Here is a 14,391-nt window from a genome sequence, read left to right on the forward strand (position 1 = left end):
GGTGCGTTTCCTCATTCTTCGTTTCGGCGTGCTTTGTTTTGGGGGTGCCGCCTGGGAGGAGTGTCCGTGATGCGGCATCGGGAATGCAACCGTCCGCCCTTCACATTCGTGCCGCCTCCACCGTCCGTATCAGACCAACGGCGAGGAGGAAAACATGTCCACGGGCAAGGCTCCCAAGTACAGGGTCTACAAGGATCACCGCAACGAATGGCGCTGGACCTTCCACGCCGCCAACGGCGAGACCATCGCCGTCAGCAGCGAGGGCTACACGGCCGAGCGCGACTGTCTGCACGGGATCACCCTGATGAAGAGTTCCAACGACGCGGTCGTTCTGGTCGAGGAGTGATCGCTCGGCGATCCAACAGCCGGGCAAAAAGAAAGGGGGCCTTGCGGCCCCCTTTTTCGCGTTCCGTGCGAACCGGCGTCATTCCGCCAGTTCGTGCACGACCTCGTCCTCGTCCTCGTCGCCGGAGCGCCGCTTGCGCGACCCCTCGGTGTAGTCGAAGGCGGGCTTGTCGTCCTTCACGGTGACCTTGACCAGGCCGCCCTTGGCGAGCTTGCCGAACAGCAGCTCCTCCGCCAGCGGCTTCTTCAGGTGCTCCTGGATCACGCGGCCCAGCGGACGCGCGCCGTAGAGCGGGTCGTAGCCCTTCTTGCCCAGCCACTCGCGAGCCTGATCGTCGAGTTCGATCGTGACGCCGCGGTCCTCGAGCTGCGCTTCCATCTGCATGATGAACTTGTCCACCACGCGGTTGATGACCTCCTGGGTCAGCGGCGCGAAGGGGATGATCGCATCCAGACGGTTGCGGAACTCCGGCGTGAACAGCTTCTCCACCGCTTCCATGTCCTCGCCGACCCGACGCTCGCGCTCGAAGCCGATGGCCGGCTTGGCCATGTCCGAGGCGCCCGCGTTGGAGGTCATGATGAGGATGACGTTGCGGAAGTCCACCGTCTTGCCGTTGTGGTCGGTCAGCTTACCGTGATCCATGATCTGCAACAGGATGTTGAACAGATCCGGATGCGCCTTCTCGATTTCATCGAGCAGCAGCACGCAATGGGGATGCTGGTCGATGGCGTCGGTCAGCAGGCCGCCCTGGTCGAACCCGACATAGCCCGGAGGGGCGCCGATCAGGCGGGAGACGGTGTGCCGCTCCATGTACTCCGACATGTCGAAGCGGGTCAGCTCGATGCCCAGCGTGAGGGAGAGCTGGCGGGCCACCTCGGTCTTGCCGACGCCGGTCGGGCCGGTGAACAGGTAGTTGCCGATCGGCTTCTCCGGTTCGCGCAGGCCGGCACGGGCCAGCTTGATGGCGGAGACCAGCGCGTCGATGGCCTTGTTCTGGCCGAAGACCATGGTCTTCAGGTCGCGCTCCAGGTTGAGGAGCGTCTCCTTGTCGTCGCGGCTGACCGACTTCGGCGGGATGCGAGCGATCTTGGCGACCACCGCCTCCACGTCCTTGACGGAGATCTTCTTCTTCCGCTTGTTCTCCGGCAGCAGCATCTGCGCGGCGCCGACCTCGTCGATGATGTCGATGGCCTTGTCCGGCAGCTTGCGGTCGCCGATGTACTTCGCGGACAACTCCACCGCCGAACGGATCGCGTCGTTGGTGTAGCTCACCCGGTGATGCTTTTCGTAGTAGGTCTTGATCCCCTGGAGGATCTTGATCGCATCCTCGACCGTCGGCTCGTTGACGTCGATCTTCTGGAAGCGCCGGACGAGCGCCCGGTCCTTCTCGAAATAGTTCCGGTATTCCTTGTAGGTCGTCGAACCGATGCAACGCAGCGAGCCGGAGGCGAGGGCCGGCTTCAGCAGGTTCGAGGCGTCCATCGCACCGCCCGAGGTCGCACCGGCGCCGATGACCGTGTGGATCTCGTCGATGAAGAGGACGGCACCTTCCGTGGCCTCCAGTTCGGAGACGACGGCCTTGAGGCGCTCTTCGAAGTCGCCGCGGTACCGCGTACCGGCGAGCAGGGAGCCCATGTCGAGCGCGAAGATGGTGGCGCCCTTCAGCACCTCCGGAACCTCGCCATGGACGATGCGGCGGGCCAGCCCCTCGGCGATGGCGGTCTTGCCGACACCGGGGTCACCGACATACAGCGGGTTGTTCTTCGACCGCCGGCACAGGATCTGGATGGTCCGTTCGACCTCCTGCTCCCGTCCGATCAGCGGATCGATCTTCCCGCTGGCCGCCTTCTTGTTCAGGTTGACGCAATAAGCCTCTAGGGCTTCGCTGCCTTTCTTCACGACCTTCTCCGCCGCCGCGTCCTCGTCGGCTCCGGTAACGCGCTTCGCTTCCGAGCGGCCCGGGGCCTTCGCGATTCCGTGAGAGATGTAGTTCACCGCGTCGAAACGGGTCATCTCCTGCTCCTGCAGGAAATAGACCGCGTGGCTTTCGCGTTCAGAGAACAGGGCGACGAGCACATTTGCTCCCGTCACCTCTTCACGTCCCGACGACTGGACGTGGATGGCCGCGCGTTGCAGCACCCGCTGGAAGCCAGCCGTCGGCTTCGCATCATCGGGCCTGTTCGTGATCAGGTTCGCAAGCTCGTTGTCGAGGTAATCCGAGAGTTCGGCGCGCAGGCGGTCCAGATCGACCCCACAAGCGCGCAAGACGGCCATTGCATCGGCATCCTCGGTCAATGCGAGCAGCAAGTGTTCGAGCGTCGCGTATTCGTGCCTGCGCTCGTTCGCATGGGCCAGGGCTCGGTGCAGCGTCTGTTCCAAGTTACGCGACAGCATCTGTGGCCTTAATCCTTTTCTAGCGTACATTGCAGCGGGTGCTGGTTCTGGCGCGCAAAGTCCATCACCTGCGTGACTTTCGTCTCCGCCACTTCGTAGGTGAACACGCCGCACAAGCCCACACCCCGCCGGTGCACATGCAGCATGATCCGTGTCGCCTCCTCGCGCGACTTCGCAAAGAAGCGCTCCAAGACATGAACGACGAATTCCATAGGTGTGTAGTCGTCGTTCAACATCAAGACCTTATACATCGAGGGCTTTTTAGTCTTAGGCTTGGTTTTGATGACCACGCCCGTAGTGGTGCCCTCGTCGCCGTGTTTGTCGTTTTCGGCCATGGTCTCAACAGGTCAGCATCGCGATGTACGTCGCATGAATGATATGAGAACTCCGGGCGCGGTGGGAAGGGGCCGTTTTCGGTGAGTCCCCATTTGGGAGAGGCCCATTCGGAACGAAACCTGCCCGGCTACCCCGGAATTGGTGGAAAACATCCGCTTTGCGGCAGAACTGCCGCACCGGCGTGCCAAAAATAGCACGGCCGGCGCCCGATGCCGGCATCCTGTAGATGCCCATCGCCCGAAAACAAACAAGCCCGGCGGTCTGCACCGCCGGGCTTTCCCGGAACTTCACAATGCCGTGAGGCGGCAGGATTTAAAGCGGTACCGCCTTGCGCCGTCCATGCCCCCGGACGGTTGCGTCCCGGGGGCGATGGAGGGGGGAGCCGCCCCGGCCTCGCGACCGGGTCTGTGGAATTGCTGGCTCCGGGTCATTTTGTCTCAGGCTGACGTCTGGGGCCGGCCTGAATCAGGCGGCCTTCGCCGCGACCGGCTTGGACAGCGTCTCGACCGTGACCTGGAGGCGGTCGTTGATCGGCGCGAAGGCGTCCTTGGCGGTCTTCAGCGACAGCTCCTGCAGCTTGGCGCTCTCCTTGACGAAGGTCTCGAAGCTCGCCTTGGCGAAGCTGCTCTGCAGCTCGACCAGCTCCTGGATGGTCTTGACGGCCAGCAGGGCCTTACCGGTGGCGGCGCTCTTCTCCAGCGAGGACTGGGTGAAGGAGGCGACCTGCTTGCCGGCTTCCTCGGCGCCCTTGGCGACGATGGTGCCCGACTTCACGACGGCGTCGACGTTGCCCTTGGTCAGGGCGGTCAGCTCGTCGAAGCCCTTCAGGATCTGCGCCGAGGCCTTCTCGAACTGCTCCTGCTGGGACTTGACCAGGCCGTCCACGTTCAGCTTGGCGGCGGACACGGCGTCTTCGAAGGTCTTGGTGGCGGCGGCGAACTTGTCGGTCATGGAACGGCTCCTCGAATTTCATCGGGTTGACCCGCGCCGGACCCACCGATTGGCGACCGCGCGGATGATCCGACCAGCGACCCCGTGGCTTCGGGCGTCGGGTCGATGCTGCAATGCAGCATGGCTAAACTTAAGGCAGGAGAAAGCGCCTGTCAACGGGATTTTGTGCGGTGCACAAAAACTTTGGCGCGTCCCGGCCAGCCCCTTCACGCGCGAAGCCCGGCCGTCGGAGAACGGCCGGGCTTCGTGGTTCTGGGGTGTCGCCGCGTCAGGCGGCGATCGGCTTGGACAGGGTGCTGACGGTGACCGAGACGCGGTCCTTCAGCGGGGTCAGGGCCGCGGTGGCGACGCGGGTGCCGATGCCCTGGAGGCGGGAGGATTCCGCGACGAAGGCGTCGAAGCTGGCCTTCACATACTCGCTCTGGAGATCGACGACCTCCTTCAGCGACTTGGCGGTCAGCAGGGCCTTGCCGGTGGTGACCGACTTGTCGAAGGAGGCCTGGGCGTAGGCGGTCACCTCGCGGGTCAGCTCCTCCGCACCCTGGGTGGCGATGCTGCCGCTCTGGATCAGCGCTTCCACGTTGGCCTTGTTCAAGGCCTGAAGCTCGGCGGAGATCTTCAGGAGCTGGGCGGACAGCTTCTCGACCTGCTCCTTGGTGGCGGAAGCGGTCTGCTCGAACGTCTTCGCGGCCTGCTCCTGGCCAGCCTTGACGAAGCCCTCGACCTGCTCCTTGGCCTGGGCGGCGGCGCTCTCGAACGCCTGGGTGGGGGCGGGGGCCGGCTTGGCCTTCGTCACGGTCGTCATGCCTTGCGTTCCTTCCTTCGTCGAAGCCCGGCGCGCATCAACCCGGACCGGCGGACTGTCCGCCTGCGGGGCGCAGACCGGCTGCGTTGGGGAGACCCGGACGGCTCCGGGCCCGAAAATGCTGCAGTGCAGCAATGGCTAAACTATGGGCAGATGTCCGTGGAGTCAACAAAGAATCTTGTGCGTCGCACAATATATCAGTTGAGCCCGATCCCTTTGCTTGGTCGGTACGGCGAATGCTCCACCGTTCCGCCTCATGGGAAAACCGATCCACTTCGGCTCGACTGGGCGGAGCCTTTACGAAAGCTTTACCGCCGATCCTGCCCAATCCTACCCTGCCCGCCGAAGGGACGCGCTTCGGCCAAAGGTCAGACCAACCGCGGCGGAACGTCGCAGCTATCAGTTCAGGAACGTTCTTTCATGACCTATTGCCTCGGCATCAAGACCCGCGACGGCCTGATCGGCCTGTCCGACGGGCGCATCACCAGCGGCTCGCAGCTGTCGTCCGCGCGCAAGGTGACCATGGTGGGCAGCGGCGGCGACCGCTTCTTCATCCTGAACTCCGGCCTGCGCAGCGTGCGCGACAAGACGCTGGCCTACCTGCGCCGCGACATGTCCCGGCGCCGCGGCGAGAGCTATCCGACCATGCTGGACGCGCTGTCGGCCTTCACGGCCTGCCTGCGCCAGGTGGCGGCGGAGGACAAGGAGTCGCTGGAGGCGTCCAAGCTGGCCTTCAACCTGCACGCCATCATCGGCGGCCAGCTCGCCGAGGACCGCGAGCCCTACATGTTCCTGGTCTATCCGGAGGGCAACTGGATCGAGGTGGACGAGCGCACGCCCTACCTGTCGATCGGCGCCACCGCCTACGGCAAGCCGATCCTGGACCGCGCGCTGTCCTACAGCACGGACATGCAGACGGCGCTGAAGATCGCCTACCTGTCCTTCGACAGCACGCGCTTCTCGTCCAACGACGTCGGCTTCCCCATCGACATGGTGACCTTCAACGCCCAGGAGCGGCTGTGGCGCCAGTCGAACTTCGACTACGACGATCTGGTCGAGCAGCGCCTGTGGTGGAACCGCAACATCACCGAGCTGGCCCGGCGTATGCCGGACGGTCCGTGGGTGGACACGCTGCTGTCCGCCGGCGCGCGGGCGGATGTCGCTGAGGAAGAGGTGGTCTAGTCTCCAGCCCCTCCCTAACCCTCCCCTCTTCGAGGTGGAGGGGCTTTTCTCCCCCCCGCCCAGCGGGGAGGGCCGGGCGGGGCAAGCGCCTTGCCCCGCTACTTCCCGGCGAACAGCCACGTCCCGAAGGGCGCGGTCGGTCCGACCAGTCCGTCGCGGCCCACCTGGACCTCGAACACCACGCCCGCGCTGTCCACCTGTCCGCCGGTCGGCAGGGTGCGCGGCGCGTCCTGCGGGCGCGGCAGGGCGGGGTAGGGCACGCCGGTCCCCTGGCCGCTGCCCTCCAGCTCCTTCAGCGGCCCGTCGAACCGGATGTCGGAAAAGCGGTCGGACGGGTAGGGGTAGGCGTTGAAGAACCAGCTTCCCCGCCGGCAGCCGTTGATCAGCCAGTAGACGCCGTTCGACGGCAGGCGCACCCCGCTCGGCGCCGGCTCGAAGGCGCCGCTCTCGTAGAGGCGCAGGACGAAGAGGGCGAACTGGCGCGGCGACAGCTGGGCCTTGGCCACCGGGCCGCGGGCCACCGCCGCCGGGTCGTCCAGATCGATGCGGGCGAGGTCGGTGGCCTCCAGCACGCGCGCTTCGACCATCGCGCCGCCGGTGCCGCGGTCGCCGACGATGTCGTAGGTCCGCACATGCTTCTGGTAGTCGGCGTTGAAGACCAGCCGGTATCGGTCGGTCTCCCCCTTGGTGCAGGCGGCGCGCAGATCGTCGCCGTTGAGGTAGCTGACCCAGGTGAGCTTGCGCGCCACCGGGTTATCGGTCGGCCCGACCGAGGCGCAGCCGGCGAGCAGTCCAGCCGCAGCCACCGTCATTCCCGTTAGCTTGGCAAATCTCCCTCTTCGTCCATCCCGTGGGGCAGCGCGCGGAGTCGTCGGGCGTCGCACGGGCGGGCGGGTCATGAGGTGCCTCGCGTCCAGTCGGGAAGGGAAATGGTCCTGCGCTTCCGGGAAGATGGATCGGCGGTCGCGCTCCTTCAACGCGGTTCGCCCCTTACGGGTCCGTGCCTCATCCAATTTCGTCACAGCGCCGCCGAAGAAATCGAAGCGGCAAATTAACGAATTGTCGCTAGACACTGTTTTGCATGGAATTTACCATTGCGCCAAACAGCAAGTATTAGCCTTTGGCGGGGGCATCATGAACGTAACGGGCCAGACCGTTCGAAGCCTGCTTTTGGCGTTCGCTTGGCGCGGGCGCGAAACGGAGGGGGAACAGGCCACAGAACGTTTGGCGAATGGACGTTCGACTCTGGGGAGTGCCTTCAGCATTACCCCTTTCGTTCGAGGGCTGTGCGGCCGGGGGCTATGCGGCGCCCTGGCGGTGCTGGCGGTGACCGTTCTGGCCCCGTTGCCGGCGCTGGCCGCGAAATACGCGGCGATCGTCGTGGACGCGCGCACGGGTGAGGTGCTGCACGAGGAAAACGCCGACACCCTGACCTACCCGGCGTCGCTGACCAAGATGATGACGCTCTACCTCACCTTCGACGCGCTGGATTCTGGGCGGCTGCGGCTGGACCAGGCGCTGCCGGTGTCGGCCTGGGCGGAAGCGCAGTCCCCGACCAAGCTGGGGCTGCGCGCCGGCAAGACGCTGCGGGTGGAGCAGGCGATCCTCGGGCTGGTTACCAAGTCGGCCAACGACGCCTCGGTCGTGCTGGCGGAGGCGCTGGGCGGCAGCGAGGCCAAGTTCGCCGAGATGATGACCCGCAAGGCCCGCGAGTTGGGCATGCGCAACACCGTCTTCCGCAACTCCAACGGCCTGCCGAACATGGAGCAGCTGACCACGGCGCGCGACTTCTCCATTCTGTCGCGGGCGATGCTGTCCGACCACTCCCGCTATTACCCCTATTTCAGCCGTCGCGCCTTCGTCTATGGCGGGCGCAGCCTGAACAACCACAACCGGCTGATGTCGCGCTACGAGGGCATGGACGGCATCAAGACCGGCTACACCGTGGCCAGCGGCTTCAACCTCGCGGCGTCGGCGGTGCGCGACGGGCGCCGGCTGGTCGCCGTGGTGCTGGGTGGCAAGTCCGCGGCCTCGCGCGACGCCCGCATGGAAGCAATCCTGGACAAGGCGTTCGACAAGCCGAGTCGCGGTTCGGAGGCTCCGGTCGTCGCCCGCGCCGGGGACGAGGACGCGCCGCGCGTCACCGCCAAGGGCAAGCCGCCGGCCAAGGCGGAGACCATCGCGCAGCTCGCCTCCACCGTCTCGACCCCCGCCGCGGTCCGCCCGCCGGCCCGCGCCCGCGACGAGGACGCCGATTCGCCGAAGGCGGACGGGTCGAAATGGGGCGTGCAGGTCGGTGCCTTCTCCACGCGGGAGGCCAGCAAACGGGCGCTGACCCAGGCGACCAAGCAGGCGCCCTTCCTGCTGCGCGCCGCCAAGCCGGCGGTGACTCCGGTGAAGTCCAACGGCTCCACCGTCTACCGTGCCCGCATGGTCGGGTTGGACGAGGGGACCGCCCGCAAGGTCTGCTCGGAGCTGACCCGCAGCGGCCACCGCTGCGTCCCGGTGTCGCTGAACGAGAAGCTGTAAGCCGGCTCTTTTCCGCCCACTCTTTTCCACCCAATGAAAAAGGCGCAGCCACGGGGCTGCGCCTTTTCTCATGTCCGCGGAGCGCGGGCCGGTCAGGCGCCCGGCTCGTTGGCGTTCGGGAAGAACAGCGAGTTGCCGTTGATCGTGTAGTCCGCGATGGCCTGCTGACCCTCGGCGGACACCAGCCAGCTCACGAAGGCCTGCCCGTCGGCGGCCTTGACGTGGCTGAACTTGGCTGGGTTCACCAGCATGACGCCATACTGATTGAACAGGCGCTTGTCGCCCTCCACCAGGATGTCGAGATCGCCGCGGTTCTTGAAGCTGAGCCAGGTGGCGCGGTCGGTCATGGCGTAGCCGCTCACCGCAGCGGCGGTGTTCAGCGTGGCGCCCATGCCCTGGCCGATGGCGCGGTACCAGCCGTCACCCGCCGTGGGGTCGACGCCGGCGGTCTTCCACAGCGCCTGCTCCGACTTGTGGGTGCCGCTATCGTCGCCGCGCGACACGAAGGGGGCCTTGGCGGCGGCGATGCTCTTCAGCGCGGCGGACACGTCCTTGCTGCCGCCGACCTTGGCCGGGTCGGCCTTCGGCCCGACGATCACGAAGTCGTTGTACATGACCGGCTTGCGCTCGGTGCTGAAGCCCTCGGCGACGAACTTGTCCTCGGACGGCTTGTGGTGGACGAACAGCACGTCGGCGTCGCCGCGCTTGGCGATGTCGATGGCTTGGCCGGTGCCCTTGGCGACCACACGGACCTCGATCCCGGTCTTCTCGGTGAATTTCGGCAGGATCGACTTGAACAGCCCCGAATCCTCGGTCGAGGTGGTGGAGGCCACGGTGATGAAGCGGTCGGCGGCGGTGGACGGCTGAACGGAGCCGAGCAGCAGAGCCGCCGCGGCGGCGCATCCCAGCACGAAAGAACGGCGCAGCATCGGACTATCCCTCTCCAGGTTCTTGCCCGCCTTGGTTGCGGGCTGTGGCGGCGACTATGGGAAAGTTCGAACGGCTTTGCAAATTTTCCAGAATCGCGGAGGCAGCGGTGGCTCAGGCCCGCCGCGTCTCCCGCACCATGGCGGCGGCGAAGTTCACCGACAGCGACAGGGTCATCAGGATGACGCCGAGGCCGAGCGCCAACGGCAGGTCGCCCTTGCTGGTCTCCAGCGCGATGGACGTGGTCATGACGCGGGTCACCCGGTCGATGTTGCCACCGACGATCATCACCGCCCCGACCTCCGCCGAGGCCCGGCCGAAGCCAGCCAGCACGATGGTCAACAGGCTCCAGCGCGCCTCCGATAGCAGGGTGAACAGGGTGGTCAGCGGCCCGGTCCCCATCACCCGCAGCAGGTCGCCATACTCCACCAGCAGATCCTCGACGATCTGGCGGGTCAGGGCGGCGACTATGGGCACGATCAGCACCGTCTGGGCCACGATCATCGCGGTCGGGGTGAACAGCAGCCCCAGCACACCCAGCGGGCCAGAGCGCGACAGGATCAGATAGACGATCAGCCCCACCACCACCGGTGGCAGCCCCATCGCCGTGTTCAGGAACAGGGTCACCGCGCGCCGTCCGGGAAAGCGGAAGGCGGCGACGGCGGCGCCCAGCGGCAGGCCGATCAGGGCCGACAGCAGGACGGCGGTCAGGCTGACGCGCAGCGACAGGCCGACGATCCCCACCAGACCGGGGTCGAAATCGGCGATCAGATGGAAGGCGGTGACGAAGGCCAGACCGAACTCATGCATAAGGATACTCGTGCATACCAAGCGCTCGCGCGTCAAATCGGGGCCGCATCGCTTCCGTCTTGCGGGAGCCGATCATCCGCCGCTTGCCCCGGCGCGCAATCTTCCCCACTCTTCCGGTCATGGACCTCTCGGAATTCACCATAAGGCCGGACCCGGCGAATCCCAAGCTGACGGAGCGCGTTTCCGGGCTGGATCAGGACGGGCGCCCGGTGGAGGCGTCGGTCACCGTGGAACGGCCGCTGACGCTGTACCTGAACGGGCAGGAGATCGTCACCATGATGACGATCGCCGACTACCCCGATTATCTGGCGGTGGGCTATCTGCTCAACCAGAACATGCTGAAGCGCGACGACCGGATCACCGGCATCGACTACGACGAGGAGATCGACACCGTCGTCGTCCGCACCGAGCGCGCCACGAATTACGAGCAGAAGCTCAAGAAGAAGACGCTGACCTCCGGTTGCGCGCAGGGGACCGCCTTCGGCGATGTGATGGAGACCTTCGAGTCGGTGCGGCTGAACCCCGACGCGCGGCTGAAGACCTCCTGGATCTACGCCCTGTCGAAGAAGATCAACCTGACCCCCAGCCTGTATCTGGAGGCCGGCGCCATCCACGGCTGCGTGCTGTGCCAGGACGACCGCCCGCTCGTCTACATGGAGGACGTCGGGCGGCACAACGCGGTGGACAAGGTGGCGGGCTACATGCACCTGCACGGCGTGCCGGCGCACGACAAGATCTTTTACACGACCGGGCGCCTGACCTCCGAGATGGTCATCAAGACGGTGCAGATGGGCATCCCGATCCTGATCTCCCGCTCCGGCTTCACCGCCTGGGGGGTGGAGCTGGGACGGCAGGCCAACCTGACCATGGTCGGGCGGGCCAAGGGCAAGCGCTTCCTTGCCCTGGCCGGCACCGACCGGCTGGACTTCGACGCCGACCCGGCCGCGGTCGGGGACGAGGGCGGGCGCCACCAGCGCAAGGGGAGCCGCGATGACGAGTGAGGGCATTGCCGGCGTGCTGCTGGCCGGCGGCCTGTCGCGGCGCATGGGCGGCGGCGACAAGAGCCTGCGCACGCTGGGCGGGCGCAGCATCCTGGAGCGCATCGTCGCCACCGTGCGCCCGCAGGTCGGGCCGCTGGTGCTCAACGCCAACGGCGACCCGGCGCGCTTCGCCGCCTTCGGCCTGCCGGTGGCGGCGGACGTGGTGGAGGGCTTCGCCGGACCGCTGGCCGGGGTGTTGACCGGGATGGAATGGGCGCGGGTCCACGCGCCGGACTGCCGCTGGTTGGCCAGCTTCGCCACCGACGCGCCCTTCATTCCCGGCGATCTGGTCGCGCGTCTGGTCGCGGCGGTAGAGCGCGAGGGCGCCGACCTCGCCTGCGCCCGCTCCGACGGGCAGGAGCATCCGGTCTTCGGGCTGTGGCGGGTTGACCTCGCCGACGACCTGCGCCGCGCCATGGTGGAGGAGGACATGCGCAAGGTCGATGCCTGGACGGCCCGGTATCGTCTGGCGGTTGCCGACTTCGCCACCGATCCGGTAGACCCCTTCTTCAACACCAACCGTCCCGACGATCTGGCGGAGGCGGAACGGCTGATGGCGGCGGGACTGGTCCGATGAGCGAGACCCTCAACAAGATCGAGACGATGGCCCTCGGCATCGTGCTGGAGCGCCGCAAAGGCACCAGCGCCTGGGCGGAATGGGCGTGGCGCCCGGTGTCGGTGATTCCCGGCGCCCCGCCGGTCGACGGTCCCTGGCGCTTGCTGCGCGAGGGGGAGGGCTGGGCGCACTTCCACGCGGCAACCCTGCCGCTGGAGCTGTTCCGCAGCGACACCGAAGGCTACAAGCTGAACCTGTCGCAGGAGCCGCCGCGCCTCTGGGTCGTGCTGCGCCCGGACGAGACGGGCGAGCCTGGGGGAGTCGTGCCCTTCGTCGTCACCGCCTCCGCTCACGAATGCGAAGCCTATCAGGTCAGCGGCGTGGAGATGGTGGAGACGGTGCCGATGCCGCCAGAGGTCACGGCGCTGGTCCGCGACTTCACCGAGCAGCACCATGTGGACGTCCCCTTCGTGAAGCGCGAGCGCAAGCGGCACTTCCCGAAGCAGGGGTGATGACTTCTTGATGGGGCTCCGGCGCCGCGCCCCCTCCCGGCCGCCCCCCGCTTCGCAGGGGAGGAACTGATTCCCTCCCCTGCAAAGCGGGGGAGGGTTAGGGTGGGGGCAAGGTCCGGCAATTCCCGAGACACAGCATGACCGACGAATCCTTCCTCTCCCGCTGGTCCCGCCTGAAGCGGCAGCCCGTCGCCCCGGAGCCGGAGCCGGCCCTGGAACCGGTGGAGCCGCCGCCTGTCGAGGAACCGCCCACGCAACTCCCGGTGGACGCGGCGGCCGAACCGGTCGAAACCACTCCGGAAGCCGATGACCCGCTGAAGGACCTCCCCCCCGTGGAGGAGCTGACGCTGGAGTCCGACTTCACCCCCTTCCTGCGGGCGGAGGTCCCGGACGATCTGCATCGGCAGGCGCTGCGCAAGCTGTGGACCTCCGACCCGGTCTTCGCCAACGACGACGGGTTGAAGGACTATGCCGACGACTACGCCAGCCTGTTCACCGGCTCGTCGCCGGTGAAGACGCTCTACCGCGTCGGCAAGGGCTTTCTCGACGCCGCGGAAGAGGCGGCTGAGAAGGCGGAGCAGGCGACTGGCGAGATGGCCGGTGAGACGGCCGCAGACGGCAACGCCGATGAGGACGCGAAAGAAACAGCGGCCCTTCCCGAAGGTTCGGAGCCCGAGCAGGTCCCCTCTGCTTCGCAGGAACCGGACATCGATATGATAAAAAAAGCATAGCGATAGTCCAGCCCAAGTCGCGGTAAGCACACTTCTGAGTCAACCTTTGTTGACAAACACCGCGAATCTGCCCTTTAATACCCCGACACTGAACGTTAAGCCTCTGATGTGGCGAGGCTTTTCGCGGGTGCAATATGAGGTTGTCGGTCCAGGGCGTCTCGGGCGCCGGCCCATGACGCCGTGAGCCTGCAGCGGGCGAGCCAATGCGCCGCCGTTGTCGCGACGGGTGGGGCCGGGTGCCGGAGTTTCGCCAATCTGGTCCTTTCGTCGTGTCGGGAGGGATGAACGCCGTGTCCGTGACCGGTGAACACGATCCGTCGGCCCTGCCGCCGGAAGAGATGCAGCGGGCGCAGCTCTACGCGCTGCTGGCGCATCTGCTTGCCCGCCCGCCCGGCGGGGAATTCCTGGCCGCCCTGGCGGCGCTGGACGGCGACGCGAGCCCCCTCGGGCAGGCGCTGCGCGGTCTGGCCGAGGCCGCCCGCGGCACGGACGCCGCCGCGGTGGAAGAGGAGTTCAACACCCTCTTCATCGGCGTCGGCGGCGGCATCCTGTCCCCCTACGGGTCCTACTATCTCACGGGTTTCCTTCACGAAAAGCCGCTGGCCGAGCTGCGCGGCGACATGGCGCTGCTGGGCATCGCCCGCGCCGACGAGGTGAAGGAACCCGAAGACCACATCGCCGCCCTGGCCGAGATGATGGCGGGTCTGATCACCGGGGCCTTCGACGCCCCGGCCGATCTGGAGGCGCAGCGCCGCTTCTTCGACCGCCACATCGGCTCCTGGGCCGGCAGGTTCTTCACCGATCTGGAATCCACGCCGTCCGCCGCCTTCTACCGCGCGGTGGGCACGCTGGGTCACCGGTATCTGGAGGTCGAGGGGAAAGCCTTCGACATGGCGGCGTGACGGGGGGGCCCGACCGCACACCGGCACCGCCGCCGAACAGACGACAACAACGAGACCGGTCCACGACAAGGCCGGTCCGGAAACGCTCAAAACAAGGCCCGGAAACCGGGCGTCCCATCGGTCTTCAGTCTCGGGGAAGCCGCGAAGAATAGGGTGAAGCTATGACGGACAAGAAGGAAAAGACCACGCTGGCGCGGCGCGACCTGTTCCGCGCGGCTGGATTGGGCGTCGGCGCTCTGGGCGCCGCCGCCGTGGGCGCCGTGGCGGGTGCGGAGCCGGTGCAGGCCGCCGAGCCCGCTCCCGCCCAGGGCTACCGCGAGACCGACCATGTCCGGACGGTCTACGAACTGAGCCGCTTCTAAGAAGGACC

16 protein-coding genes are annotated in these 14,391 nt (G+C 66.7%); 9 read left to right on the plus strand and 7 right to left on the minus strand.

What is annotated here, in order from left to right:
• Positions 1-154 precede the first annotated feature (154 nt).
• Positions 155-346, plus strand: a complete 192-nt coding sequence (locus ACWPXE_RS18655) for a YegP family protein (RefSeq protein WP_454018978.1) — start codon at positions 155-157, stop codon at positions 344-346.
• Between the two features lie 78 nt (positions 347-424).
• On the opposite strand, the gene clpA is transcribed toward ACWPXE_RS18655, so the two are convergent.
• From clpA to ACWPXE_RS18675, 4 genes are all read right to left on the minus strand, one after another.
• Positions 425-2,740: an ATP-dependent Clp protease ATP-binding subunit ClpA gene (gene clpA, locus ACWPXE_RS18660; RefSeq protein ID WP_035672029.1), complete on the minus strand. Its 2,316-nt coding sequence runs from the start codon at positions 2,738-2,740 to the stop codon at positions 425-427.
• 8 nt (positions 2,741-2,748) lie between these two features.
• Positions 2,749-3,075, minus strand: a complete 327-nt coding sequence (gene clpS, locus ACWPXE_RS18665) for an ATP-dependent Clp protease adapter ClpS (protein WP_035672033.1) — start codon at positions 3,073-3,075, stop codon at positions 2,749-2,751.
• A gap of 466 nt (positions 3,076-3,541) precedes the next feature.
• Entirely contained in the window at positions 3,542-4,027 is a 486-nt protein-coding gene (locus ACWPXE_RS18670) for a phasin family protein (protein ID WP_237904087.1), read from the minus strand.
• A 268-nt stretch (positions 4,028-4,295) separates the two neighbouring features.
• Positions 4,296-4,832: a phasin family protein gene (locus ACWPXE_RS18675; protein WP_094305950.1), complete on the minus strand. Its 537-nt coding sequence runs from the start codon at positions 4,830-4,832 to the stop codon at positions 4,296-4,298.
• A gap of 420 nt (positions 4,833-5,252) precedes the next feature.
• Between ACWPXE_RS18675 and ACWPXE_RS18680 the strand changes: the two genes are divergently transcribed.
• A complete protein-coding gene (locus tag ACWPXE_RS18680; protein WP_454018979.1) occupies positions 5,253-6,014 on the plus strand; it encodes a peptidase in 762 nt (253 codons plus the stop codon).
• 98 nt (positions 6,015-6,112) lie between these two features.
• On the opposite strand, the gene ACWPXE_RS18685 is transcribed toward ACWPXE_RS18680, so the two are convergent.
• On the minus strand, positions 6,113-6,826 hold the full coding sequence (locus ACWPXE_RS18685) for a hypothetical protein (RefSeq protein ID WP_454018980.1): 714 nt from the start codon (positions 6,824-6,826) through the stop codon (positions 6,113-6,115).
• Positions 6,827-7,340: 514 nt separating this feature from the next.
• Between ACWPXE_RS18685 and ACWPXE_RS18690 the strand changes: the two genes are divergently transcribed.
• Positions 7,341-8,543 (plus strand): serine hydrolase, encoded by a 1,203-nt coding sequence (locus tag ACWPXE_RS18690; RefSeq protein ID WP_454018981.1) that lies wholly within the window; start codon positions 7,341-7,343, stop codon positions 8,541-8,543.
• A 92-nt stretch (positions 8,544-8,635) separates the two neighbouring features.
• Here ACWPXE_RS18690 and ACWPXE_RS18695 read toward each other — a convergent pair whose 3' ends face one another.
• Complete coding sequence (locus ACWPXE_RS18695) at positions 8,636-9,472, minus strand: substrate-binding domain-containing protein (protein WP_454018982.1); 837 nt, start codon at positions 9,470-9,472, stop codon at positions 8,636-8,638.
• Positions 9,473-9,584: 112 nt separating this feature from the next.
• A complete protein-coding gene (locus ACWPXE_RS18700; protein WP_454018983.1) occupies positions 9,585-10,280 on the minus strand; it encodes an ABC transporter permease in 696 nt (231 codons plus the stop codon).
• A 119-nt stretch (positions 10,281-10,399) separates the two neighbouring features.
• On the opposite strand from ACWPXE_RS18700, the gene fdhD reads away from it, so the two are divergent.
• The 6 genes from fdhD to ACWPXE_RS18730 all read left to right on the plus strand — a co-directional run bounded on the left by fdhD (position 10,400) and on the right by ACWPXE_RS18730 (position 14,383).
• Complete coding sequence (gene fdhD / locus ACWPXE_RS18705) at positions 10,400-11,281, plus strand: formate dehydrogenase accessory sulfurtransferase FdhD (protein ID WP_094305944.1); 882 nt, start codon at positions 10,400-10,402, stop codon at positions 11,279-11,281.
• Positions 11,271-11,897 (plus strand): molybdenum cofactor guanylyltransferase MobA, encoded by a 627-nt coding sequence (mobA, locus tag ACWPXE_RS18710; RefSeq protein ID WP_449226355.1) that lies wholly within the window; start codon positions 11,271-11,273, stop codon positions 11,895-11,897. The genes fdhD and mobA overlap by 11 nt, the downstream gene beginning before the upstream one ends.
• Positions 11,894-12,388, plus strand: coding sequence for a DUF3305 domain-containing protein (locus tag ACWPXE_RS18715; RefSeq protein ID WP_114859184.1), 495 nt, complete (start codon positions 11,894-11,896; stop codon positions 12,386-12,388). The genes mobA and ACWPXE_RS18715 overlap by 4 nt, the downstream gene beginning before the upstream one ends.
• Before the next feature lie 137 nt (positions 12,389-12,525).
• Positions 12,526-13,119, plus strand: a complete 594-nt coding sequence (locus ACWPXE_RS18720; protein ID WP_454018984.1) for a DUF3306 domain-containing protein — start codon at positions 12,526-12,528, stop codon at positions 13,117-13,119.
• A 290-nt stretch (positions 13,120-13,409) separates the two neighbouring features.
• Positions 13,410-14,021 (plus strand): TorD/DmsD family molecular chaperone, encoded by a 612-nt coding sequence (locus ACWPXE_RS18725; RefSeq protein WP_454018985.1) that lies wholly within the window; start codon positions 13,410-13,412, stop codon positions 14,019-14,021.
• Between the two features lie 161 nt (positions 14,022-14,182).
• A complete protein-coding gene (locus ACWPXE_RS18730) occupies positions 14,183-14,383 on the plus strand; it encodes a hypothetical protein (protein WP_038529100.1) in 201 nt (66 codons plus the stop codon).
• Positions 14,384-14,391: the final 8 nt, after the last annotated feature.

The organism is Azospirillum sp. Marseille-Q6669 (genome assembly GCF_965111635.1).

Bases quoted from the DNA above. Each gene is read 5' to 3' on its own strand.
- ACWPXE_RS18655 (WP_454018978.1), top strand. From the start codon at position 155: ATGTCCACGGGCAAGGCTCCCAAGTACAGGGTCTACAAGGATCACCGC.
- clpA (WP_035672029.1), bottom strand. From the start codon at position 2,740: ATGCTGTCGCGTAACTTGGAACAGACGCTGCACCGAGCCCTGGCCCAT.
- clpS (WP_035672033.1), bottom strand. From the start codon at position 3,075: ATGGCCGAAAACGACAAACACGGCGACGAGGGCACCACTACGGGCGTG.
- ACWPXE_RS18670 (WP_237904087.1), bottom strand. From the start codon at position 4,027: ATGACCGACAAGTTCGCCGCCGCCACCAAGACCTTCGAAGACGCCGTG.
- ACWPXE_RS18675 (WP_094305950.1), bottom strand. From the start codon at position 4,832: ATGACGACCGTGACGAAGGCCAAGCCGGCCCCCGCCCCCACCCAGGCG.
- ACWPXE_RS18680 (WP_454018979.1), top strand. From the start codon at position 5,253: ATGACCTATTGCCTCGGCATCAAGACCCGCGACGGCCTGATCGGCCTG.
- ACWPXE_RS18685 (WP_454018980.1), bottom strand. From the start codon at position 6,826: ATGACGGTGGCTGCGGCTGGACTGCTCGCCGGCTGCGCCTCGGTCGGG.
- ACWPXE_RS18695 (WP_454018982.1), bottom strand. From the start codon at position 9,472: ATGCTGCGCCGTTCTTTCGTGCTGGGATGCGCCGCCGCGGCGGCTCTG.
- ACWPXE_RS18700 (WP_454018983.1), bottom strand. From the start codon at position 10,280: ATGCATGAGTTCGGTCTGGCCTTCGTCACCGCCTTCCATCTGATCGCC.
- fdhD (WP_094305944.1), top strand. From the start codon at position 10,400: ATGGACCTCTCGGAATTCACCATAAGGCCGGACCCGGCGAATCCCAAG.
- mobA (WP_449226355.1), top strand. From the start codon at position 11,271: ATGACGAGTGAGGGCATTGCCGGCGTGCTGCTGGCCGGCGGCCTGTCG.
- ACWPXE_RS18715 (WP_114859184.1), top strand. From the start codon at position 11,894: ATGAGCGAGACCCTCAACAAGATCGAGACGATGGCCCTCGGCATCGTG.
- ACWPXE_RS18720 (WP_454018984.1), top strand. From the start codon at position 12,526: ATGACCGACGAATCCTTCCTCTCCCGCTGGTCCCGCCTGAAGCGGCAG.
- ACWPXE_RS18730 (WP_038529100.1), top strand. From the start codon at position 14,183: ATGACGGACAAGAAGGAAAAGACCACGCTGGCGCGGCGCGACCTGTTC.